General features: G+C 69.1%; 20 protein-coding genes. 12 read left to right on the forward strand and 8 right to left on the reverse strand.

The genetic code is table 11. The features are described from left to right. The first annotated feature begins 90 nt into the window (after positions 1-90). The 3 genes from DQ384_RS44060 (at position 91) to DQ384_RS00640 (ending at position 5,418) form a co-directional block, all read left to right on the forward strand. The gene (locus DQ384_RS44060) at positions 91-1,155 is read left to right on the forward strand and encodes a chorismate mutase (protein WP_114026659.1); all 1,065 of its coding nucleotides are present in this window, start codon (positions 91-93) and stop codon (positions 1,153-1,155) included. Between the two features lie 90 nt (positions 1,156-1,245). Beyond that, positions 1,246-4,767 carry a DNA polymerase III subunit alpha gene (gene dnaE / locus DQ384_RS00635; RefSeq protein ID WP_114026660.1) on the forward strand — a complete coding sequence of 1,174 codons (3,522 nt, stop codon included), beginning with the start codon at positions 1,246-1,248 and terminating at the stop codon, positions 4,765-4,767. Between the two features lie 90 nt (positions 4,768-4,857). Further along, on the forward strand, positions 4,858-5,418 hold the full coding sequence (locus DQ384_RS00640; protein ID WP_114026661.1) for an isochorismatase family protein: 561 nt from the start codon (positions 4,858-4,860) through the stop codon (positions 5,416-5,418). A gap of 70 nt (positions 5,419-5,488) precedes the next feature. Here DQ384_RS00640 and DQ384_RS00645 read toward each other — a convergent pair whose 3' ends face one another. Together DQ384_RS00645 and DQ384_RS00650 are read right to left on the reverse strand one after the other, a co-directional pair. Further along, the gene (locus tag DQ384_RS00645; protein WP_114026662.1) at positions 5,489-6,238 is read right to left on the reverse strand and encodes a VOC family protein; all 750 of its coding nucleotides are present in this window, start codon (positions 6,236-6,238) and stop codon (positions 5,489-5,491) included. A gap of 233 nt (positions 6,239-6,471) precedes the next feature. Next, entirely contained in the window at positions 6,472-7,002 is a 531-nt protein-coding gene (locus tag DQ384_RS00650) for a hypothetical protein (RefSeq protein WP_114026663.1), read from the reverse strand. A gap of 558 nt (positions 7,003-7,560) precedes the next feature. On the opposite strand from DQ384_RS00650, the gene DQ384_RS00655 reads away from it, so the two are divergent. Both DQ384_RS00655 and DQ384_RS00660 read left to right on the forward strand, forming a co-directional pair. Further along, positions 7,561-8,805 carry a hypothetical protein gene (locus DQ384_RS00655; RefSeq protein WP_114026664.1) on the forward strand — a complete coding sequence of 415 codons (1,245 nt, stop codon included), beginning with the start codon at positions 7,561-7,563 and terminating at the stop codon, positions 8,803-8,805. A gap of 377 nt (positions 8,806-9,182) precedes the next feature. Beyond that, entirely contained in the window at positions 9,183-10,364 is a 1,182-nt protein-coding gene (locus DQ384_RS00660; RefSeq protein WP_181870950.1) for a glycosyltransferase 87 family protein, read from the forward strand. A 198-nt stretch (positions 10,365-10,562) separates the two neighbouring features. On the opposite strand, the gene DQ384_RS00665 is transcribed toward DQ384_RS00660, so the two are convergent. Continuing rightward, entirely contained in the window at positions 10,563-11,468 is a 906-nt protein-coding gene (locus DQ384_RS00665; protein WP_114026666.1) for an AraC family transcriptional regulator, read from the reverse strand. Positions 11,469-11,625: 157 nt separating this feature from the next. Between DQ384_RS00665 and DQ384_RS00670 the strand changes: the two genes are divergently transcribed. The 3 genes from DQ384_RS00670 to DQ384_RS00680 all read left to right on the forward strand — a co-directional run bounded on the left by DQ384_RS00670 (position 11,626) and on the right by DQ384_RS00680 (position 14,065). After that, complete coding sequence (locus DQ384_RS00670) at positions 11,626-11,931, forward strand: putative quinol monooxygenase (RefSeq protein WP_114026667.1); 306 nt, start codon at positions 11,626-11,628, stop codon at positions 11,929-11,931. A 32-nt stretch (positions 11,932-11,963) separates the two neighbouring features. Continuing rightward, entirely contained in the window at positions 11,964-12,986 is a 1,023-nt protein-coding gene (locus DQ384_RS00675) for an alpha/beta hydrolase (RefSeq protein WP_114026668.1), read from the forward strand. Positions 12,987-13,306: 320 nt separating this feature from the next. Beyond that, a complete protein-coding gene (locus tag DQ384_RS00680; RefSeq protein ID WP_114026669.1) occupies positions 13,307-14,065 on the forward strand; it encodes an SDR family NAD(P)-dependent oxidoreductase in 759 nt (252 codons plus the stop codon). A 74-nt stretch (positions 14,066-14,139) separates the two neighbouring features. Here DQ384_RS00680 and DQ384_RS00685 read toward each other — a convergent pair whose 3' ends face one another. Beyond that, entirely contained in the window at positions 14,140-14,358 is a 219-nt protein-coding gene (locus tag DQ384_RS00685; protein WP_181870951.1) for a hypothetical protein, read from the reverse strand. Between the two features lie 12 nt (positions 14,359-14,370). Between DQ384_RS00685 and DQ384_RS00690 the strand changes: the two genes are divergently transcribed. Further along, positions 14,371-14,697, forward strand: coding sequence for a hypothetical protein (locus tag DQ384_RS00690; RefSeq protein WP_181870952.1), 327 nt, complete (start codon positions 14,371-14,373; stop codon positions 14,695-14,697). 61 nt (positions 14,698-14,758) lie between these two features. Here the strand turns inward: DQ384_RS00690 and DQ384_RS40845 are convergent, their stop codons facing one another. Further along, a complete protein-coding gene (locus DQ384_RS40845; RefSeq protein ID WP_181870953.1) occupies positions 14,759-15,247 on the reverse strand; it encodes an ATP-binding protein in 489 nt (162 codons plus the stop codon). Beyond that, complete coding sequence (locus DQ384_RS40850; protein ID WP_181870954.1) at positions 15,244-15,495, reverse strand: hypothetical protein; 252 nt, start codon at positions 15,493-15,495, stop codon at positions 15,244-15,246. The genes DQ384_RS40845 and DQ384_RS40850 overlap by 4 nt, the downstream gene beginning before the upstream one ends. Positions 15,496-15,862: 367 nt before the next feature. On the opposite strand from DQ384_RS40850, the gene DQ384_RS00700 reads away from it, so the two are divergent. Further along, positions 15,863-16,702 carry a helix-turn-helix domain-containing protein gene (locus DQ384_RS00700; protein WP_114026671.1) on the forward strand — a complete coding sequence of 280 codons (840 nt, stop codon included), beginning with the start codon at positions 15,863-15,865 and terminating at the stop codon, positions 16,700-16,702. Then, a complete protein-coding gene (locus DQ384_RS00705; RefSeq protein WP_220182710.1) occupies positions 16,684-16,899 on the forward strand; it encodes a DUF397 domain-containing protein in 216 nt (71 codons plus the stop codon). The genes DQ384_RS00700 and DQ384_RS00705 overlap by 19 nt, the downstream gene beginning before the upstream one ends. Before the next feature lie 130 nt (positions 16,900-17,029). On the opposite strand, the gene DQ384_RS00710 is transcribed toward DQ384_RS00705, so the two are convergent. After that, complete coding sequence (locus tag DQ384_RS00710; RefSeq protein WP_245966158.1) at positions 17,030-19,462, reverse strand: transglycosylase domain-containing protein; 2,433 nt, start codon at positions 19,460-19,462, stop codon at positions 17,030-17,032. Positions 19,463-19,515: 53 nt separating this feature from the next. Beyond that, positions 19,516-20,820 carry a UDP-N-acetylglucosamine 1-carboxyvinyltransferase gene (murA, locus tag DQ384_RS00715; RefSeq protein WP_114026673.1) on the reverse strand — a complete coding sequence of 435 codons (1,305 nt, stop codon included), beginning with the start codon at positions 20,818-20,820 and terminating at the stop codon, positions 19,516-19,518. 125 nt (positions 20,821-20,945) lie between these two features. On the opposite strand from murA, the gene DQ384_RS00720 reads away from it, so the two are divergent. Continuing rightward, the gene (locus tag DQ384_RS00720) at positions 20,946-21,464 is read left to right on the forward strand and encodes a hypothetical protein (protein ID WP_245966159.1); all 519 of its coding nucleotides are present in this window, start codon (positions 20,946-20,948) and stop codon (positions 21,462-21,464) included. The last annotated feature ends 21 nt before the right edge of the window (positions 21,465-21,485 follow it).

A 21,485-nucleotide genomic window follows, 5' to 3' on the forward strand; every position in this document is an offset into this window, starting at 1 on the left:
CGGAGACGGCGGCGTCTTCGCCTTCCGTCGTTTCAGACCCCCGCCGGCTCGCGGACATCGACGCGGCCGGCGCCCAGCCAGGGAGCCGACATGTCATCGACCGGGCAGCCGGGTACGCGCGCCGTGCGCATCGGAAGCCTCATCGTGGGGGAAGGTCCCGCCGTGGTGTTCGCGGGGCGTCCGAGTCCCGCGCCGCAGGCGGACGGGCGCGTGGACGCGCCGCCGGACGGGTGCCGCGTGAGCCTCGCCCGCCTGCGCCCCGAGGACCGCCACGACGCGGTGGCCGCCGCCCGGGCCGTGTGGGACGGCCCGCTGCTCGTCGAGCCCGGGTCCGCGGACGATCTGCCCGCCGTCGCGGCGCACGCCGACGGCGTGATCGTTTCGGCCGGAGACGCCGGAGACGCCGGAGACGCCGGAGACAAGGCTCTCGTACGGACGGCCGCGCGCCTGGGCCTGCCCCTGGTCGTGCGGCGCGGCCCGGCGTCCGTCGATGAGTGGCTGGCCGCCGCGGCGGCGTGCCTGGACGCGGGCGCGGCCGGGGTGGTGCTCTGCGAGGACGGCGTGCGGGCGGCGGACGGCCACCTGTCCGTCGATCTGGGACTGGCCCGCGCGGCCCGCGAGCGCGGAGGGCATCCCGTCCTCGTCTCGCCCGGGGACGACGCCGGGCTCGCGGCGGCCGTGGTGGCGGCGGGCGCGGACGGCCTGTGGCTGGACGAGGACGCCCCCGCCGGGCACGCCGAGGCGGCGCGCGAGGCCGTCGTAGTGGTCGGCGCGCTCGTCCGCGAGGAGCGCCCCGCCGGCATTCCCGCGGCCCGTGGGGCGATCGACCGGGCCGACGCGGCGCTCGCCGTGATCCTCGAACGCCGGGCCGCCCTGGCCGGGGTCGTGCAACGTCTGAAGCCCGTCGGCGGGTTCGCCGGGCGCGATCTCGAACGCGAGCGGCGGATCGTCGCCGCGATGGCCCGCCGTGCGCCCCGCCTGGGCGAGGCACGGCTGGCGCCGATCATGAAGGCGGTGATCGAAAGCGGTCTCCACCTGGCCGAGGAGGCGAGGTCCGCTTCGGGGGAGAATGGCCGGGAGCACTCGCCGGAGGACCGCCCGGCGGGCACGGCCGGCGCGCAGGCGCTCGCCGGCGGGCGCCAGGATCACGATTGAGACCGCGGGGCCCGGTGTGCTCCGGGAGGCGGCGGCGACGGCGTAGGCTCTGATCCGCCGCACCGGATCGAGGGGAGAGGGACGGCCCGCATGGCTGATTCGTTTGTGCATCTGCACGTTCACACCGAGTACTCCATGCTCGACGGAGCGGCGCGCCTGAAGCAGATGTTCAAACAGGTCGGCGATCTGGGCATGCCCGCCATCGCGATCACCGACCACGGCAACATGCACGGCGCCTACGACTTCTACAAGCAGGCGACCGGCGCCGGCATCAAGCCGATCCTCGGCATCGAGGCCTACGTCGCGCCCGAGTCGCGGCTGCACAAGAAGCCCGTCCTGTGGGGCGAGCCGCACCAGAAGAGCGACGACGTCTCGGCGGGTGGCTACTACACCCACATGACCATCTGGGCGCGCAACGCCAGGGGCCTCGGCAACCTGATGAAGCTCTCCTCGCGCGCCTACACCGAGGGCTTCGTGCGCAAGTGGGCGCGCATGGACGCGGAGCTGCTCGCCGAGCACTCCGAGGGCCTCATGGCCACCACGGGCTGCCCGTCGGGCGAGGTGCAGACGCGCCTGCGCCTCGGCCAGTACGACCAGGCGGTCGCGGCGGCGGCCCGCTATCAGGAGCTCTTCGGCAAGGAGAACTACTTCCTGGAGATCATGGACCACGGGCTCGACATCGAGCGCCGCGTCCGCGACGGGCTCACCCGCATCTCCAAGGAGCTCGGCATCCCGCCGCTGGTCACCAACGACTCGCACTACACCTACGAGTCCGACTCCAAGTCCCACGACGCGCTCCTGTGCATCCAGACGGGCAAGCAGCTCTCCGACCCCGACCGGTTCCGGTTCGACGGCAGCGGCTACTACATCAAAACGGCCGACGAGATGCGCGCGGTCGACTCCTCCGAGCTGTGGGCCGAGGGCTGCCGCAACACGCTGCTGGTCGCCGAGCGGGTCGACCCGGAGGGCATGTTCGGCTTCAAGAACCTGATGCCGACCTACCCGGTGCCCGACGGCCACACCGAAGAGAGCTGGTTCCGCGAGGAGATCGCCCGGGGCATGGCGCGCCGCTTCCCCGACGGCGTCGACGAGGAGCACCAGCGCCAGATCGAGTATGAGATGTCCGTCATCCTCCAGATGGGCTTCCCCTCGTACTTCCTCGTCGTCGCCGACTTCATCATGTGGGCGAAGAACAACGGCATCCGCGTCGGCCCCGGCCGTGGATCGGCCGCGGGCTCGCTGGCGGCGTACGCGCTCGGCATCACCGACCTCGACCCGCTCCCGCACGGCCTGATCTTCGAGCGGTTCCTGAACCCCGACCGCGTCTCCATGCCGGACGTCGACATCGACTTCGACGAACGCCGGCGGGCCGACGTGATCCGCTACGTCACCGAGAAGTACGGCGCCGACAAGGTCGCCATGATCGCCACCTTCGGCACCATCAAGGCGAAAGCGGCCATCAAGGACGCCGCCCGCGTCCTCGGCTATCCGTACGCCCTCGGCGACAAGGTGTCCAAGGCGTTCCCGCCCGCGGTGATGGGCAAGGACATCCCGCTGTCCGGCATCTTCGAGAGCGACCACCCGCGCTACAACGAGGCCGGCGAGCTGCGCAAGCTGTACGAGGAGGACGTCGACGTCAAGGCGGCGATCGACCTCGGCAGGGGCCTCGAGGGGCTGATCCGGCAGACCGGCGTCCACGCCGCCGGCGTCATCATGTCGTCGGAGGTGCTGACCGACTACATCCCGATCATGCGCCGCGACTCCGACGGCGCGATCATCACGCAGTTCGACTACCCGACCTGCGAGACGCTCGGCCTGCTGAAGATGGACTTCCTGGGCCTGCGCAACCTCACGATCATCGACGACTGCCTGAAGATGATCGAGTCCAACACCGGGTCCATGATCGACCTGCTCCGGCTTCCGCTGGACGACCCGAAGACGTACGAGCTGCTCGGGCGGGGCGACACCCTGGGAGTGTTCCAGCTCGATGGCGGCGGCATGCGCTCGCTGCTGCGGCTGATGAAGCCCGACAACTTCGAGGACATCTCCGCCGTCGGCGCGCTGTACCGGCCCGGCCCCATGGGCGCGAACTCCCACACCAACTACGCGCTGCGCAAGAACGGCCAGCAGGAGATCGCGCCCATCCACGAGGAGTTCCGCGAGTCCCTGGCCGAGATCCTGGGCACCACCTACGGCCTGATCGTCTACCAGGAGCAGGTCATGGCCATCGCGCAGAAGGTCGCCGGGTTCTCGCTCGGCAAAGCGGACCTTCTGCGCCGCGCGATGGGCAAGAAGAAGAAGGCCGAGCTGGACAAACAGTTCGAGTCCTTCGAGAAGGGCATGAAGGACAACGGCTACTCGGCCGCGGCGGTCAAGACGCTGTGGGACATCCTGCTCCCCTTCTCCGACTACGCCTTCAACAAGGCGCACAGCGCCGCGTACGGCCTGGTCTCCTACTGGACCGCCTACCTCAAGGCCAACTACCCGGCCGAGTACATGGCCGCCCTGCTCACCTCGGTCAAGGACGACAAGGACAAGTCGGCCCTCTACCTCAACGAGTGCCGCCGCATGGGCATCAAGGTGCTCCTGCCGGACGTCAACGACTCCGACTTCGACTTCACGCCGCGCGGCACCGACATCCGCTTCGGCCTGTCGGCGATCCGCAACGTCGGCGGCAACGTCGTCGACGGCATCATCTCCGCGCGCCGCGAGAAGGGCCGCTTCGCCGACTTCAAGGACTTCCTGCGCAAGGTGCCCGCGCTGGTCTGCAACAAGCGGGTCATCGAGTCGCTGATCAAGGCGGGCGCGTTCGACTCGCTCGGCCACGTCCGCAAGGGCCTGGTAATGGTGCACGAGCAGGCCGTCGACGCGATCATCGACATCAAGAAGAACGAGGCCATCGGCCAGGACTCGCTGTTCGGCGCGATCGAGGGCGCCGAGGACCAGACGTTCGACGTGCAGATCCCGGCGGGGGAGTGGGACAAGTCCACCCTGCTGGTGTTCGAGCGCGAGATGCTCGGCCTGTACGTCTCCGACCACCCGCTGTTCGGCGTCGAGCACATCCTGTCCGCCGGGGCCGACTGCTCGATCGCGGCCCTCCAGGACGAACAGCGCCCGGACGGCCAGGTGGTCACGGTCGGCGGCATCCTCACCGGCCTCCAGCGCAAGGTCACCAAGAAGGGCGACACCTGGGTCCTCACCACCCTGGAGGACCTGGAAGGCGCCATCGAGGTCATGATCTTCCCGTCGGCCTACCAGCTCTGCGCGACCGTCCTCGCCGAGGACGCGATCGTCTTCGTCAAGGGCAGGCTCGACAAGCGCGAGGACGTCGCGAAGATCGTCGCGATGGAGGTCACCCAGCCCGACCTCACCCAGGAGGCCGGCGGCCCGCTCGTGGTCAGCCTCGCCCTCACCCGCTGCACGCCCCCCGTGATCGCCGGCCTGAAGGAGGTCCTCACCACCCACCGAGGCACCACCGAGGTGCACCTCCAGCTGCACAACGGCCCCAAGACCACCATCATGCGCCTGGACGACCGCCTCCGGGTCACCCCGTCCCCGGCCCTGATGGGCGACCTGAAACAACTCCTCGGCCCCGCCTGCGTGGGCGCCTGACGGGTGCGGTCCGGCCGGCGGGCGATTCTGTCGGTGGCGGCGGCTAGCGTGTTCGGGACACAGGAGCCCGGCGCGAGCCAAGGGGAGATCATGACCACACTGGAGAGTCGGCCGAACACGGCCCTGCTCGTCGTCGACGTGCAGAAGGGCGTCGTCGCGCAGGCGTACGAGCGTGACGTGGTCGTCGCGAACATCGGTGCCCTCGTCGAGAAGGCTCGGGCGGAAGGGGTCCCCGTCGTCTGGGTGCAGCACTCGGACGAGCACCTGGTGCGGGGCGGCGACGAGTGGCGGATCACCCCCGAGCTGAGGCCGGGCGACGCCGAGCCACTGGTCGAGAAGAACTACGGCGACTCCTTCGAGGACACGACCCTGGAGACCGTGCTGTCGGGCCTCGGCGTCGGGCGGCTCATCGTGGTCGGCGCGGAGACGGACGCGTGCGTCCGCTCCACGCTCCACGGCGCGCTCGTCCGGGGGTACGACGCGACCCTGGTCAGCGACGCCCACACAACGAACGACCAGACGGAATGGGGCGCGCCCCCGCCGGACCAGGTCATCGCCCACACGAACCTGTACTGGACCTACCAGACGGCTCCCGGCCGCACGGCCGGCACGGTCGAGACCAAGAACGTCGACTTCCGCGTCACGTCCTGAAGCGAGCGGTCATCGACCGCGCCCCCGAGCCCGAACGAGACGGAGTCGCTGCCCGGAGCGATTGTGCGTATCACCGGCTACCCGGGATCCGGTCGCGCTGTTTCGGCGGCAACACACAGAACTCATGACCATCGGGATCGGCCATGACCACCCAGTCGGCCTCGCCCTGGCCGATGTCGATGCGTGTCGCCCCGAGGGAGACCAGACGGTCGACCTCCGCCTGCTGATCACCATGGGCGGGGGGAGCGAGGTCGAAATGCAGCCGGTACTTGCCGGTCTTCGGCCTCAGCGGCGGACCACCCCAGGTGATCTTCGGACCGCCGTGCGGCGAGCGGATCGCGGTCTCCTGGTCCTGATCCCAGACCAGCGGCCAGCCCAGCGCTTCGCTCCAGAAGTACCCGGCCTCCTGTGAACCGTCGCCCGCGAGCGCTCCGATGAATCCGCAGTCGGCCAGGAAGTTGTTGCCCGGCTCGATGACGCAGAACTCGTTGTCTTCGGGATCTGCGAGCACGACATGACGCTCCTCCGGGCGTTGACCGATGTCGATGTGCCGGGCGCCGAGTTCGAGCGACCTCGCCACCGTTCGCCGCTGGTCTTCGAGGGACGTGCTCGTCAGATCGAAGTGCATCTGGTTCTGGCCGACCTTCTGCTCATGAGTCTGAAGAAACCGGATCCGAAACCCGGTGTCATCGCTCGGCAGGAGCGCGATGCCGTCTTGGGAATTGTCGGCCATCTCCCAGCCCAGGACGCCGGCCCAGAAACGCGCGAGACGGAGCGGGTCGTTCGCATCGAAGCAGAGCGCGTGGAGGTGACTGGTCATTCCGCTCCGCACCTCCGATCTTCCGGCTCAAAGCCGCGGACAGGGCACCCTTCGCGCCCATGGACAAAGAACGCTAGGCGGTCGGGGACCCGTCACGCAAAGGAATTAGTCAGAGGCGACATTCGCACGCGCGATCGTGTGCGTGTCACCGGCCGAGACCTGTCGGCGAACGCCACCGGCGAGAAAGATCTCGCCGGTGGCAGGGTGGGCGTACGCGAATGGTGGCGCCTCTTCTACAACTTGCGGATCGAGATGGCGTTGTTGCCGAGGCCGCCCGACCGCGGGTAGATGCACAGGTAGGACTGGACGACGGCGACGGTGGTCCAGCCCGGCGGGGACGACTGGAGGCCGCAGATGATCGCGGTGGATCCCGAGGGGCGCCCGTTGAGGTTGGTCAGCGTGTGCTGGTCGTTGAAGATGCCGTTGGGCGTCTTCGTCATCTCACAGGAGAACGAGTACGAGAACGAGGTGGCGTAGAAGCCGGCGGGGGGCGGGGTGATGCAGGCGGTCACCGTACCGCCCGAGGGAGTGTCGGTGACGTCCTTGATGGTCTTGGCGTTGTAGTAGACGGAGCCCGGCGTGCCGCAGGTGTACCAGTCGAAGTACGCGGTCTGCACCCAGCCGGTGGGTGTCGTGGCGCTCTGGCAGACGGTCTGGCTCACGCCGAGCAGACGCGCCGGAGACGCTTGGGCGGCGGTCGCCGCCGTCGCCGAGACGGCCAGGAAGGCGGCCACCCCCAGGACGAATGTGGTCGGCAGTCTCATGTGCCACTCCTCGTGGAATCGGGCAGCAGAGAGGTCAGGTTTCCGGGCCTGGGAACCTGACCGATCGCGATCGCCTGAATGATGGCAGTGCCCGCGGCACGCGAGAACGGCCGTCCCGGACCCAACGCGCATTCCTCTGGGGCCATGCGACGCCCGGACGTAGGGGTTGCGCTTTATGGCCCGTCACCTGCGCGGATACGGTCATCGAGCATCGGCTCCCGGCAGGCGAGCCGGCCGCGTGGCTGCGGCCGGGCACGTTGCTCCCGGCCGGTCGGCCGGACGCGGACCCGAACCCCGGCCGGCGATTCACGACCTTCGCGGGCCGGAAGCGTAAACCAAAAGCAGGGGCATGCGCGTCATTCTTCAGGAACGAATGTTCAGTCATCCTTTCCGTACGTGCCGGGCGAAGGGTGCACTCGGCCCGGAGGGTTCGAGACGATCACTTTCGCCATTGTCGATCGCGCGCGCTCGATTTCTCACCACCGGGCCGGGTGGCGGCGGAAGAAACGTTGACGAGGCCGGGGCCGATACCCAAGGGATATCCGAGGGGGGATTCACATGGCCATCGAGCTGGCGATCGCTCTGGGGGTCATCGTGGCGCGGACGGCCGTCGCCGAGCTGATCCGCGGCGTTCACATGAGCAATGACGACTGGGCGGGTGTGGCGGGCCAGGTGGTGGACGCGCTCGTCACCACCGCGACCGGGCAGCAGTCCGGATTCCAGCAGATGGGCCAGAGACTGGACCAGTTCGGGCACCAGATCGACCAGCTCGGGCGGCGGATCGACGCCCTTCCCGCCCGGGAGTTCGACAATCACATGGCAGCGGGCCGCAGATATGTGCGCGATTTCCCCGACTTGTGGCGCACCCCGCAGGACCGCCGCGAGCTGATCCGCGACGCCCGCCACGAATTCGTCCGCGCCTTCGGCGTCGCCGAGCGAATGAAGGACGCCCACCGGCAGGCGGTGGCCGACGTCGCGATCGCCGGCTGCTGGTTATGGGTGCCCTCGCTGAACGACGTGACCAAGACCGTGGGGGCGGCCCGCCGGATCCTGGAAAAGGAGATCCTTTTCGGCACGGCCCCCCTCGCGGCCTCGTACAAGGACGTGCTTTCCCTGTGCAAGGCGCTGGGGGAACGGCCGGCCTCGACGGGCGTTCCCATCATTCCCAGAAGCGGGCAGGCGCCGACCCCCGGGGCGCGTCTCGCCGTCCCGGCGGTCCAGGGGCACTGGATCGGCTGCGTGGACGTCGAGGTGAACGTGGAGGCCGTGACGTCCCCGAGCCCGCCCGCCGCCACCCCGCCCGCCCGGCGCCCCGGCGAAGAGTTCGGCCTGCCGGCGACCATGTTCCCACGTACGCGTCGCCCGGCTCTACCGCCCGAGCGGTTGCTGCCCCGGACGCCCGGTCGGCGTCCGCTCTGGGGGACGGCGTCCGGCGGGACGGTGAAGTTCCACGTCCGCAACAACAGCGCCGGGTGGATCTCCGTGTCACTGACGCAGGCCGCGGTGATCGTCGAGCTTCCCGTGAACAACACCTTGCCCGGCGAGAACCGGGTGGGCCCCGGCAAGACCGGTACGTTCGCGCTGACGCGCCCGAGCCTCGCGACGCCGGGCCAGGCCATCCCGGCGAAGCCCCGGGTGGGTTTCGTCCTCCCGCGCCCACCCCGGCAGGCCGCCCCCGGCACGCCCGCGCTCGGCCGCCAGACCCCCAACCCGGCACTTCCGGCGATCCGCCGAACACCCGCGCGCAAACCCCAGGCCCCGATCATCCCATTCCCGCCCGTCAACCCATTCGGAAACCGCTGACCTCATGACGAGGGCCCGCGCCTCGCCGGCAGGGCCGCCGTTGGGCGTCGTGGCGGGGACGGGCGGCCCGCCGCGTGTGCGGCGAGCATGCCGGCGGCCGAGCAGATCTGCCAGGGGTGCGGGACGGCCTGGCCAGGGTCCACGGTCAGATGGCGGAGCCCTTGACACTCCCGACGAACCGGGCCGACGCGTGTGGCCCGAGGTCTCAATCCGGAACGGTCGGCACAAGCTAGGCACGACAAGCTTTGGACAAGCCGGCGTGGCTAGCGTGCACCGTAGCCAAGTCGGGAGTCGCCATGCCCTCTTCAGTGTCAGCCGGTCCGCGAATTCGTTCGGGCAGGAGAGACGGCGGCTCTTTCCAAATAGCATGCGGAGTATTGATCGCGTTGAGTGGCGCGCTGACAGCCTTCGTCTTCAACGCGATCTATGCGGAGGGCTGGATTGATCTGGAGGTTTACCGGGAAGGTGGAGCGGCGGTACTGCGGCATACCTCTGTCTATAACTTGATCGTAGGTGAAAATTGGCTGAAGTTCACCTATTCGCCGTTCGCGGCGATGCTGTTCACGCCTTTCGCCTTGGTTGGAATGGAGACTGCCGTCGCCCTCTGGGTGCTGATCTCCATACTCGCCCTTGAGGTCGTAATATGGATTCTCGTCGGCCGTACCGCAGTGAAGCGCCGTGGTCGCCGGGCAACTCACACGTTGGTGGGTGTTATCGCGATACTTCCCTTGTACCCGGTGGCGCTAACGCTGTGGAACGGGCAAGTAGGTATTATTCTGCTACTGGTGATAATTGTAGATCTGACGCACGGCAAAGAAAAGTGGCGTGGCCTGGGAACAGGCATTGCCGCCGGTATCAAACTCACCCCGCTGATATTCATCCCCTATCTTCTCGTCACGCGTCGTTTCCGGGCCGCCCTGATGGCCGGCCTTGGTTTTCTCGGCACAGTGATCCTTGGATTTCTGGTGCTGCCGGCCGATTCGCGTGACTACTGGGGTGGTGCGTTTTTCGACACGCAACGGGTGGTCACCGGGCAGGGCGCGGATTCTTTCAATCAATCGCTTCGCGGCGTGCTTATGATCATGCCCGGCTCTTGGCCCACCGTGCCTCTCTGGCTCGCCCTGTGCGCGGTGGTCGGCACGGGTGGACTACTGGTCGCCGCATGGACCGCGAAGAAGGTGGGCGAGCTCGCCGGAATCACCGTCTGCGCCATCGTGGGGCTGCTTGTCTCACCCGTTTCTTGGCCGCACCATTGGGTCTGGTGCATACCGCTCCTGGTGCTCTGGGCACAGCGCGCTCAGCGCGTAGACGCTACGCTTGAGAAGGCGGGCGTGGGGTTCTTGTGGTTAATCTTTCTACTGCCTGGATATATCACCCTGGCGACGGTTCAAATATATCCATCCCACGCCGGAACGTGGCTGATGTTGCTGATGGGTAGTTATGTGCTCAGCGGATTGTCGACGTTGCTGGCGCTTGCGATCTATTTTGGCCGGAGCGATTGGCGGCAAAGAAGGCGCGGGTCAGGCGACGATCTTCCGTTTTCTGTCGTCGCGGGATAGCTGCTGGGCATGGCGCTCCGCTTTTGTCCGTGGCGGGCGATCGAGGCGGTGATCCTCGCCCGCAACCGGCGAGGAGACGCCTTCAACTGATCACACCAGACATCTGACCTGCGACTTCAGGATGAAACGATCTCAGTGTGGTGAGGCTGGAGACGGTGAGGGTCGCCTCCGCGCCGACCCTCGATCGTGGCGCGGCCGTCATACCAGGGCCGCCGCGGTGCCGGGTGTCGCGTCGCGGAGGCGGGCGGCGTCCTGGCTGGGTGGTGCGCCGAACTGGCGGCGGTATTCGCGGCTGAATTGGGAGGGGCTGTCGTAGCCGACGCGGCGGCTGATTCCGGTGACGTCGTTGGGGGCGGTGGCGAGCAGGAGCCGGGCCTGCTGTAGCCGGATCTGTTTCTGGAACTGGATCGGGCTCATCGCGGTGACCGCCTGGAAGTTGCGGTAGAAGGCGGACACGCTCATACCGGACAGTCGCGCCACCTCCTCCACGCGGAAAGACCGCATGTAGTGGTCGCGGATCCACCGGACCCCGCGGGCGATGTGGCTGAGGCCGCTGTCGGCCAGGCCGAGCTGGCGGACGACGGCGCCTTGTTCTCCGGTGATGAGCCGCCAGAGGATCTCGCGTTTGATCAGGGGCGCGAGCACGTTGATGTCGCGTGGCCGGTCGAGCAGGCGTACCAGTCTGATCACCGCGTCGAGGAGCTCGGCGGAGGCGGTGCTGACCGCGAGGCCCGAAGGTGCGCCTCCGGCGGCGGGGGAGAGGTCTCCGGGGGCCGCCTCCAGCAGCACCTCGGCGACCGCGGCCGGGTGCAGGGTCAGGCCGACGCCGAGTGCCGGCCGCTCAGGGTCGGCCTCGGTGAAATGGCCGGTGATCGGCAGGTCCACGGAGGCGATGAGGTACTGCCCGGCGTGGTACTCGTACACGCGGTCGCCCAACGCGATCCGTTTCGCGCCCTGGGCGATGAGCGCCAGCAGCGTGCCGGACATCGACGGCGACGGCGGAGCCCGCCGCTCGACCTTCGAGATCAGGACACCGTCGATGGCGGTGGTCGTGTCGGGCCGGGCGTGGCGCGCGAGTAAGGAGCGCAGCTCGTCAAGGTTCATGAACCGAGTGAAGCACGAACCGATACTCGCTGCAACGATAGGATCAGGCAAGTGGCCAGTAGCATCGGTCTAACGTTTCCGCTGGTAGTGGTGTTTTCATGGGTTTGTCGATATCTCAGGAGCGCACGACCGCTCCACGAATGAGGAGATAGCCCCCATGGCCGTCAACCACGGTTTCCACGCCACCATGACCGCGCAGCCCGGCAAGGGTGACGAACTGGTCGAGTTCCTGCTCGACGCGCCGTCCCTGTCGAGCGAGGACTGTGTCGTCTTCCTGGTCGGCCGCTCGGCCGGCGACCCGGACACCGTCCACGTCACCGAGGGCTGGACCAGCCAGGAGGCCCACGCCAGGTTCTTCGCCTCCGAGCAGGCGCAGGCACTGGTCGCGAAGCTGCAGCCGCTGCTCGCCGGCGACTCCCAGTACACCGACGAGGTGCCCGTCGGCGGCAAGGCCGCCTTCTGAAACCCCGGCCGACCCAGCGAAAGGACAACGCCATGGCACCGGCACGCCCCGAAATCGACCCCGAGCTGCGCGCACTGCTCGACGACCTCCCTCTCATGTCCGAGCTCAGCCCCGAGGCGGTCGAGCAGATGCGCCGGCTCCCGTCGGCACCGCTCGACGCCTTGCTCGTCGGCCGCGCGGTCGACCGCAGGGAGCTCACGATCCCCACCCCGGACGGTGCACGGCTCCCGATGTCGATCTTCAGCCCCGGCGGGGCCGATCGCTCCACGGCGGCGCCGTGCGTCTACTGGATCCACGGTGGCGGCATGGTCATGGGTGATCGCTTCTCGCAGATCGACATCCCGCTGGAGTGGCTCGACCTTCTCGGCGCCGTCGTCGTCTCGGTGGACTACCGGCTGGCGCCTGAGGTCACCGGGACGACCCTCGTCGACGACTGCTACCAGGGCCTTCTCTGGGTCGCCGGGCACGCCGGCGAACTGGGCGTCGACCCCGCCCGCATCGTGGTCGCGGGCGCCAGCGCCGGCGGTGGCCTCGCCGCCGGAGTGACCCTGATGGCACGCGACCGCGGCACCCCGGTGATCGCCGCCCAGATGCTGATCTGCCCCATGCTCGACCATCGCAACGTCACCACCTCCAGCCGGCAGTACTCCGGCGGCCCGGGTGTCTGGACCCGCGAGATGAACGAGTACGGATGGCGGTCGGTGCTCGGCGATCTCGCCGGCGAGGACGTGCCCGTCTACGTCTCACCGGCGGCGGCCGGTGACCTGTCGGGCCTGCCGACCACCTACATCGACGCGGGCTCGGCCGAGGTCTTCCGCGACGAGGACGTCGACTACGCCACCAGGATCTGGGCGGCCGGCGGGCAGGCGGAACTGCATGTCTGGGCGGGGGGCTTCCACGGATTCGACGCGCTGTATCCGGAGGTGAGGATCTCGGCCGCGGCGCGCCGGACCCGTAAGGACTGGCTCGCCCGCGTCCTGAACCCCGCCTCCGGCACGCAGGCGCCGCCGCCGTCCGCGGTCGTACCGGAGCAGGCGATCAACTCGCCGCGTTGAGCGCGCGAGCGGCCGGCCGCCCCAGCGACGGTCAGCCGCGGGACGGGTGTGCCGGACGTCGGAGTCCGGCACACCCCGTGTCCGGAAGGGGCACGGTCACGGCGTGGCGGTGTGTGCTCAGGTCGGGCCGGGCAGGGCCGCGACTCGTCAAGAGGCCCGGCCTCGATTGCTCCATTCAATCAAAGTTACCGGCGATAAGAGAATCGTTTAAGGGCCGGAGAGCATCGTTCTGTCATTCGCGCACGTCGGAATGGCGGGATGGAAGAACTGAAATCCCACGGAGCACAGATCGGCTCCACGAACGAACAGGCAGGAAGATAATGCAGGTCGCCATTGTCACCGGTGCCAGCTCCGGTATCGGCCAGAGCGCCGCCATCCAGATCGCCAGGCGCGGGACGGGAGTGATCCTGACCTACCAGAACAACGAGGCCGGAGCGCTGGACACGGTCGCGATGATCGAGAAGGACGGCGGCACGGCCGTCGCGCTGCCGCTGGCCGTTGGCCGCTCGGAGACGTTTCCGGCCTTCCGCGAGTCCGTCGTCGCGGTGCTGCGCGACATCTGGCAGCGGGACACGTTCGACTTCCTGGTCAACAATGCCGGATTCGGCCAGATGGCGATGTTCGACGACACGACCGAGGAAATGTTCGACACGCTCATGCGGGTGCTGCTCAAAGGGCCGTATTTCCTGACCCAGACCCTGCTGCCGTTGCTGGCCGACGGCGGCGCGATCGTCAACACCACGAGCAACGCGGCCCTGCCCTCCGGCTTGGAACCCGGCTACTCGGCCTATGGCGCCATGAAAGGCGGCCTGGTCGTGCTGACCCGCTACATGGCCAAGGAATTCAGCGTACGTGGTATCCGCGTCAACTCCATCTCTCCCGGGTCCACCCGCACCCGCATCGCCGACAACGCGTTCGAACGCTTTCCCGAAGTGATCCCCGCGATGGCGGCCAGGACCGCCCTCGGCCGACTCGGCGAACCCGACGACATCGGCATGGTGATCGCGGCACTGCTGGCCGAGGAATGCCGCTGGATCACCGCGCAGGACATCGAAGTCTCCGGCGGCTACAACCTTTAGCCGGCCGACTTCGATCCGCAGGTCAGACCGTGCCCGGTCCCGCGAGCCGTGCCTCGGGGACCGCTGATCTTCCCTCAGGGGTAGGGAAGGCCGGGGCCGAGGGGGGTTTCGGCGGCCGGGCGGGCTGACGGAACCGGTTCCTTGAGTTCGATGAAAAGGGTTTCGGTGTCGCCGATGTTCTCGCCGGCGTGCTCCTGCGCGTCGAGCCAGCGTGCCTGCCCTGCCGCCAGTTCGACGTCGACCTGCCGGTCACCGGAGGTGAGGCGGCGGGTGAAGGACGCCAGCGTGACCATGACGCTGTCGGGATGCCGGTGGGGTGTGGTCCTGTTCCCGGGCCGCAACTGCGCGCCTCGCTACGGCTGTCGCTGGAACCGGACGCCGATCAACCGATGCTGCGCGGCGGGCGGGCCATCGGCTGGATCGAGGAGGCCCTCGCCCCGCTCTCCCGCACCCACCCGGGCCTGGACATCCGCGCTCTCGCCGTGGCCATACGGTCGGCCACCGGCATCGAGTCACTGATCTGGCTCACCGACATCGCCGGCCTCACCCGCCGCCAGGCGGTCGAGACCATGCGCTGGTCGGCGCGTGCGCTGCTCACCGCGGCCCTGAACGAACACCGCGCCACGGCCTGACACCACGGTTCCCTGTCCCGGTCCGGGCGACGGCCCCACGGCCTGGGCTGCGGTGATGGGGTCATGCCCCAGGGCGTCGGGCGGCGTCGAGATGGTTTCCGGAATCATTCCGGAAACCATCGTCGCCGTCGTCGTGCTTGCCGGCCGTCATCTCGACCTCGAACCAGACCGTTCGGCCGGCCGGGTCCTGGGTCCAGCCCCACGTTGAGGACAGCTCGCGGACCAGCCACAGGCCGCGCCCGCTTTCGCTGAGGGGGTCCACCTGAGCCGGGATCTGGGGAATGGTGCCGGGCGAGCCGTCGTCGGTCACGTCGACGCGTACCTTCTCGCCGTCGTCGTACACCTTCAACTTGACCGTTCCGCCGGTGACGCGGCCGGAGTTCGAGTGCTTCACGGCGTTGGCGACGAGTTCGCCGACCAGCAGTTCGATGTCGTCCGTTTCCCGGCGCCCGGCGGTCAGGAGCAGGCCGCGTACATAGGCCCGTGCGAGGGTGACCGAACTGCTCCTTCCGAGAAGTTCGACGGAGCCGAGAGGGTCCGTGGGCCTCACTGCGCGACCTCCCAGATGCGGTCGGCCGCCTCGTCCGCCGGTGCCGCCACTCTCTGGTCCCGGCCTCGCCCCCAGGTGAAGGTCCACGTTCCCCTGCGTGCGAGGGCCATGACCCTCAGCGGGCTCCCGGTCCGGGGGAGCAGCAGAACCGGGTCCGACTTCAGCGGCAGGTCCACCACCGCGCGCAGCCCCCGCTTGTTGAGGCTCCACGCGAGCCGGACCAGATGGCGGTACTGCTCCTCCCTCACCGTCCGAGAAGCCTGTGCGGTGCTCGCGGATGAGCCCCCATTCGTGCTGGAGCGGCGGCGGGATGGGTTCTCGCCTTTCATTCGAACTCCATTCGCTGTGGCGAAGCCGATTGTCCGAATTGCGGATCTCGGTCCAATTTTTATGCCTGGAGTTCCAGGCATAAGCCCAGGTTGGGCGTACGTGCCGGAAATTGCACCGCAACGCGGAGCGATACGTGATTAGACTGCCTGCGTGGCACGGTGTTTTGCGGACAGATCTCCAGTCCGTGGAAGGTCAAAGAATGTCCGGCGCTTGGACTATTGAGGGCTGAGTAGGGCATGTAGCGCCCGCTCGCCGAAATGTCCTGCCCGCTGTCGGGGAGGAAGCATGAGAGATGGGGAGATGCCCGAGCCCGAGTCGCCGGGAGCGCGGTTCGGGGCCGAACTGCGTCGGCTGCGCGAGGAGGCCGGGCTGTCCCAGGAGGCGGTGGCGACGCGGTTGCAGGTCACCCAAACTCACGTGTCCCGCTTGGAGAAGGGGAAGCGGACGCCGCAACCGGGTCAGGCCGAGATTCTGGATCGGCTCTTCGGGCTGACCGACAAGGAGTATTTCGTAGGGCTGCGCCAGCGGATAACCGCACGTCCGAGCGGGCCTGGCTGGTATCTGCGCTGGGTCGAGGAGATAGAGCCGGAGGCCACGGTTCTGCGGAGCTGGGATCCGCTCCTCATTCCGGGCTTGCTGCAGACCGAGGCGTACGCCCGGGTCATCATGTCGGGGGCGGCGTGTACGACCCCTGACGACGTCGTCAGCCGAGTCGAGACCCGTATGCAGAGGAAGGGCATCCTGGACCGCGAGAGACCGCCGACGATCTGGGCTCTCGTAGACGACTGGGTGCTACGCAGGCCCATAGGCGGCGAAGCGGTTATGCGAGAGCAACTGGACTACCTGCTGGAGATGTCCGGACGACATAACATCAGCGTCCAGCTCGTGCCCGGAGAAGCATGTTGCACGGCGGGACTGACATCGGGCTTCGTGCTCGCGCAGCTTCCCGATGGAGCTGTGGTCGTGTCCGTGGAGTCCGCAGGCAGGGGCGAGGTAAGTGTGGATCGCGAGCTAGTGGCCCATGTATGGGGCGCGTATGAGAAAATTCGGGCCGAAGCGTATCCGACCGGCATATCCCTCAAGATGATTAAGGACGCACGAGATCGATGGAATCCATCAAGCTGAAAATCGACATGTCCAAGGCCGAATGGCGTAAGTCGCGTAGATCGGGTGCAGAGGGCGGGAACTGCGTCGAGACTGCGCGTAACCTCCCGGGCCTGGTGGCGGTGCGGGACAGCAAGGTCCCAAGTGGGCCTGTTCTGGTCTTCGCGGCCGATGAATGGAATGAGTTCCTCAGCAGCGTGAAGAGCTACGGCATCTGAGCCTGGGTCCGCGCTCGCGTCTTCCTCGGCGCGACGTGGAAATCCTTTTCATCGGCGCCTGGACGGCTCCGCCCGGCGGCGATCGTAAGGATGCGAGATCGGCGAGCCCCGAGCCGCGCCGGGCGTGGGGTCACCAGCCGTCGCGGTGGCGGGGGCGATGCCAGGGATGGCGAGGCTGGTCGTCCAGGTAGTCCTGGTACCACGGGCGGTGGCGCGGAGTGCGGTCGTCGTACAGGTCGCGGTCGTCGTACGGGTCCCAGCGGTACCAGCGGGGGGTGTCGTGCATGTGGCGCCAGCGTGGGCGGGGGCCGCGGCCGCGGCGGTCTTCGCCGTCCTCGGGGTATGGGGCGCCGTCGTCGTAGTACTCGCCGCGGCCGTCGTCGCGGCGTTTGCGGGGGTCGGCGGCGGCCAGGTCCTCGGGTTTCAGGCCGGGGGTGGTGCCGCCGCCGAATCGGCTCGTGTTCGGCGGGGTGAACGAGGTCGCGGGGACGTCGCGCAGGGCCTCGCCCATGGACTGGACCCAGATCGGGCCGGGCAGCGTCGCGCCCTGGACGCCGCCGTACGATCGGCCGCCGATCTCCACGCCGTCCAGCGGATGCTTGTAGGCGCCTCGGATGTCGCCGAGGCTGACGGCGGCGGCGAGGTCGGGGGTGTACCCGGCGAACCAGGCCGAGGTGTACCCGTTGTTCGTCCCGGTCTTGCCCGCCGCCGGGCGGCCGATGCCCTGGCCCTTCATCGTGCCCCGGGTGAAGACCCCGGACAGGATGTGGTTGACCGCGTCGGCGACCTCCTCCTCGACGGCGGGCGAGCAGCTCGGCGCGACGGACGTGCGCCGGCCGCGCCGCTCGGTGATCTCCAGGATGGCCATCGGCCGGCAGTAGCGCCCGCGCGCCCCGAAGGCGGCGAACGCGCTCGCGACGGTCACCGGGTCCATCTCGTTGACCCCTAGGGTGAAGGTGGGCACCTCCTTGAGCGGCTTGCCGTCCGCGCGCACGATGCCGAGCGACCGCGCGGTGCGCACCACGTCGCACAGGCCGACCTCGCGCTCCAGCATCATGTAGAAGATGTTCACCGACTGCCAGGTGCCGGTGGCCAGGCTGTGCGGGCCGCCGCGGCCCTCGCCGCCGGCGTTGTGGATGACGGTGCCCGGCGCGTTGACCCGCTTGCCCGAGCAGTCGCGGTACCCGGAGGACGGGACGAAGCTGCCGGGCGTGTCGAAGCCCTGGTCGAACCGCCAGCCCTTGGCCAGCGCGGTGGCCAGCGTGAACACCTTGAACGTCGACCCGGCCTGGAACCCCTGCCCGCCGCCGTGCGCGGTGTCGGCGGGCAGGTTGAAGGTCGTCTTCGGGCCGTCGGCGACGTCGCCGGGGTTGACGCCGTACTTCTTGCTCGCCGCCAGCGCGCGGATGCGCCCGGTCCCGGGCTCCACCATGGCCTCGGCGGCGACCTCGTGGTCCTTGGGGTTCACGTAGGCGGCGATGGCCTGCTCGGCGGCCCGCTGCGCCGTGCGGTCAAGCGTCGTCTTGATGACGAGCCCGTCGCGGTACAGGCGGCGCTCGCGCTCGGCCCTGGTCTGGCCGAAGGCCGGGTTGGCGGTGACGTCCCGCTGGACGTACAGGCAGAAGTACGGGAAGTCGCTCTCCGAGCAGCCCCCGGGCTCGGGCCGCATGCTCAGCGCGAGCGGCTCGGCCTTGGCGGCCTCGGCCTGGGCGCGCGGCACCACGCCGAGCTGCGTCATGCGGTCGAGGACGAGCCCGCGCCGCTCCAGCAGCGCCTCCTGGTGCTCGGGCCCGAGGGTGGGGTCGGTGCGGTACGGCGTGCGCACGGCCCCCGCCAGGGTCGCGGCCTGCGCCAGCGTCAGCGCGGACGCCGAGGTGCCGAAGAACCGCTGCGCCGCGGCCTCCACGCCGAACGCGCCGCCGCCGAAGTAGGCGATGTTGAGGTAGCGCAGCAGGATCTGGTCCTTGGTGTACTTGCGCTCCAGCCCCATGGCGTACCGCAGCTCCTGGAGCTTCCTGCGGACGCTCGGCGCGCGGGCCAGGTCGCGCTCGCCCTCGGAGCGGGCGTTCTGCAGCAGGATGTTCTTGACGAGCTGCTGGGTCAGCGAGGACCCGCCCTGGCGGATGCTGCCCGCCCGCGCGTTGGCGATCAGCGCGCGCACCGTGCCCTTCAGATCCAGCCCGGCGTGCTCGTAGAACCGCGCGTCCTCGATGGCGACGATCGCCTTCTGCATCATCGGCGCGATCCTGGCCAGGTCCACCGACTGCCGGTTCTGCACGTAGAACTGGGCGAACTGCTTGCCGTCCTTGTCCAGCAGGCGGGTGCGCTCGGGCAGCGGGATCTCGCGCAGCATCGCCGGGACCTCGAAGAAGTCGTGCGCGGCGTCCCGCGTGAGGACGCCCGCGCCGCCGACGGCCGGGAGCGCGATCGCCGCGACCAGCAGCCCGCCGACCACGCCCGCGAGGCCCAGGGTGGCGACGGCGACGGGCACCGCCGACTCACGCCGGCGGTGCCGTACGGGCTCGCCGCCCGGTGGGCGGCTGCCGTCGGATCCCGAGGTCACGGGGATAGAAGTACGACCGCGGGAACGTCCGCAAACGCCCTCGCCGGAAAGCTTTACGCTTCCCGGCTGATCTTCAGTCCAAGTGAGGTGAACTGGTCGAAAACGCGATGATAACCGCGCTCGATGTGGTTGACACCGCGCAGCGTCGAGGTGCCCTCGGCCACCGCGGCGGCGAGCACCGCCGAGAACCCGGCCCGGATGTCGGGCAGGGTGACGTCCGCGCCGCGCAGCTTGGACACGCCCCGGACGACCGCCGAGTGCTTGGCGTTGGTGTCGTGGTAGCGGCACGCGGGCCCGCCCAGGCACACGTCGAAGATCTCGATCTCGCAGCCCATCTTCTGCAGCGCCGGCACGTACACCAGCCGGTTCTCGAAGACGGTCTCGTGCAGCACCGACATGCCCTCGGCCTGCGTGAACAGCACCATCAGCGGGGTCTGCCAGTCGGTCATGAACCCGGGGTGGGTGTCGGTCTGGACGGCGGCGGCGCGCAGGCCGCCGGGCGCGGAGGCGGTCAGCCAGTCGTCGGTGATGTCGAACTGCGCGCCCATGCGGGCCAGGGTGGTGATCGCGGTCACCAGCCGGTCCTGCGGGCAGCCGTGCACGCGCACCTCGCCCCCGGTGATCAGACCGGCCACCAGGTACGAGAACGCCTCTATACGGTCGCCCGCCAGCCACGTCGAGGCGCCGCGCAGCCTCTCGACGCCCTCGATGACGATGCGGCGGTCCGGGCTGAGCTCGATGCGCGCGCCCATGCGCTGCAGGAACAGCGCCAGCTCGACCACCTCGGGCTCGGTGGCCGCTCCCTTGATGACCGTCTTGCCCTCGGCGAGCACCGCGGACAGCAGGATCGTCTCGGTCGCGCCCACGCTGGGGTAGGGCAGCTCGATGCGCGCGCCGCGCAGCCGGCTCGCCTTGGCGAAGATGCCCGTGTCGCGCACCTCGACCTCCGCGCCGAGCGCGCGCAGCGCCTCGACGTGGAAGTTGACCGGACGCCGCCCGATGGGGTCGCCGCCGACCAGCGGCACGTACGCCTCGCCCGCCAGATGAAGCAGCGGGCCGAGCATCAGGATCGGGATGCGGTTGAGGCCGGTGAACGCCTCGGGCACCCGGGGGCGGATCTCGGGGCCGCGCTCCAGGGTTATCTCACGCTGGTCGATGTCGACCTCGATGCCGAGGGCCGACAGCATCGCCGCGGTGATGCCGACCTCGCCCACCTCGGGGGCGTTGTGCAGCGTGCTCGGCCCGATGCCCAGCATGGCCGCGACCATGTGCTTGGACACCGCGTTCTTCGATCCCCGTACTTCGACGTCCCCCCGCAGAGGTCCGCTCGGTTCGATCAGCCATACCTCTTCGCTCACGGGGGACAGCCTAACCATGCGGGCCCGCGTGGCCGAAGGTGCGGGGGCGACCCGCGTGGGTAACATATGCGGATCCGCCGGTGGTCCAGGGGCGCGAGACGGGACGAGGTGATCGGGTGCGGCACGTGCGCGATTTCGGACTGACCGTCGTCGTCCTCGCCGCGATGGGCGTCGCCGCCGGGTTCGCCTGGTCGGCCCTGTCGCCGCGCACGCCGTACGTGATCACCAGGACGGGTCCGGTGCTCACCGACCCGACCACCCAGTCGCTGATCGCGGCCGACGGCTGGTTCGCCGTGATCACGGCGTCGGCCGGGCTGGTCTGCGGCATCGTCGCCTACCTGGCGTCGCGCGAGGGCCGTCCGGTGGCGCTGCTCGCGGGGCTGGCGGCGGGCGGCCTGCTGGCCGGGTTCCTGACGCTCAGCGTCGGCATGTCGCTCGGCGGCCCGACGATCCGCGCGGCCTCGGCCGCGGCGGCGGCCGTCGGATCGACGGTGGACGTCCTCACCGTCACCGCCTCCGGCGTGTTACTGAGCTGGCCGCTGGTGGCCGTGGCGGTCTTCGGCATCATGGAGTCCGTCGACGGCTACCGCGAGTCGCCCCTGCGCAAGCCGTACGCCGGCGAGCCGCACGACGCCGGGGCCTAGCGCGGGTTGACCGTGGTCACG

It is taken from the genome of Sphaerisporangium album (assembly GCF_003323745.1).
GTDB lineage: Bacteria > Actinomycetota > Actinomycetes > Streptosporangiales > Streptosporangiaceae > Sphaerisporangium > Sphaerisporangium album.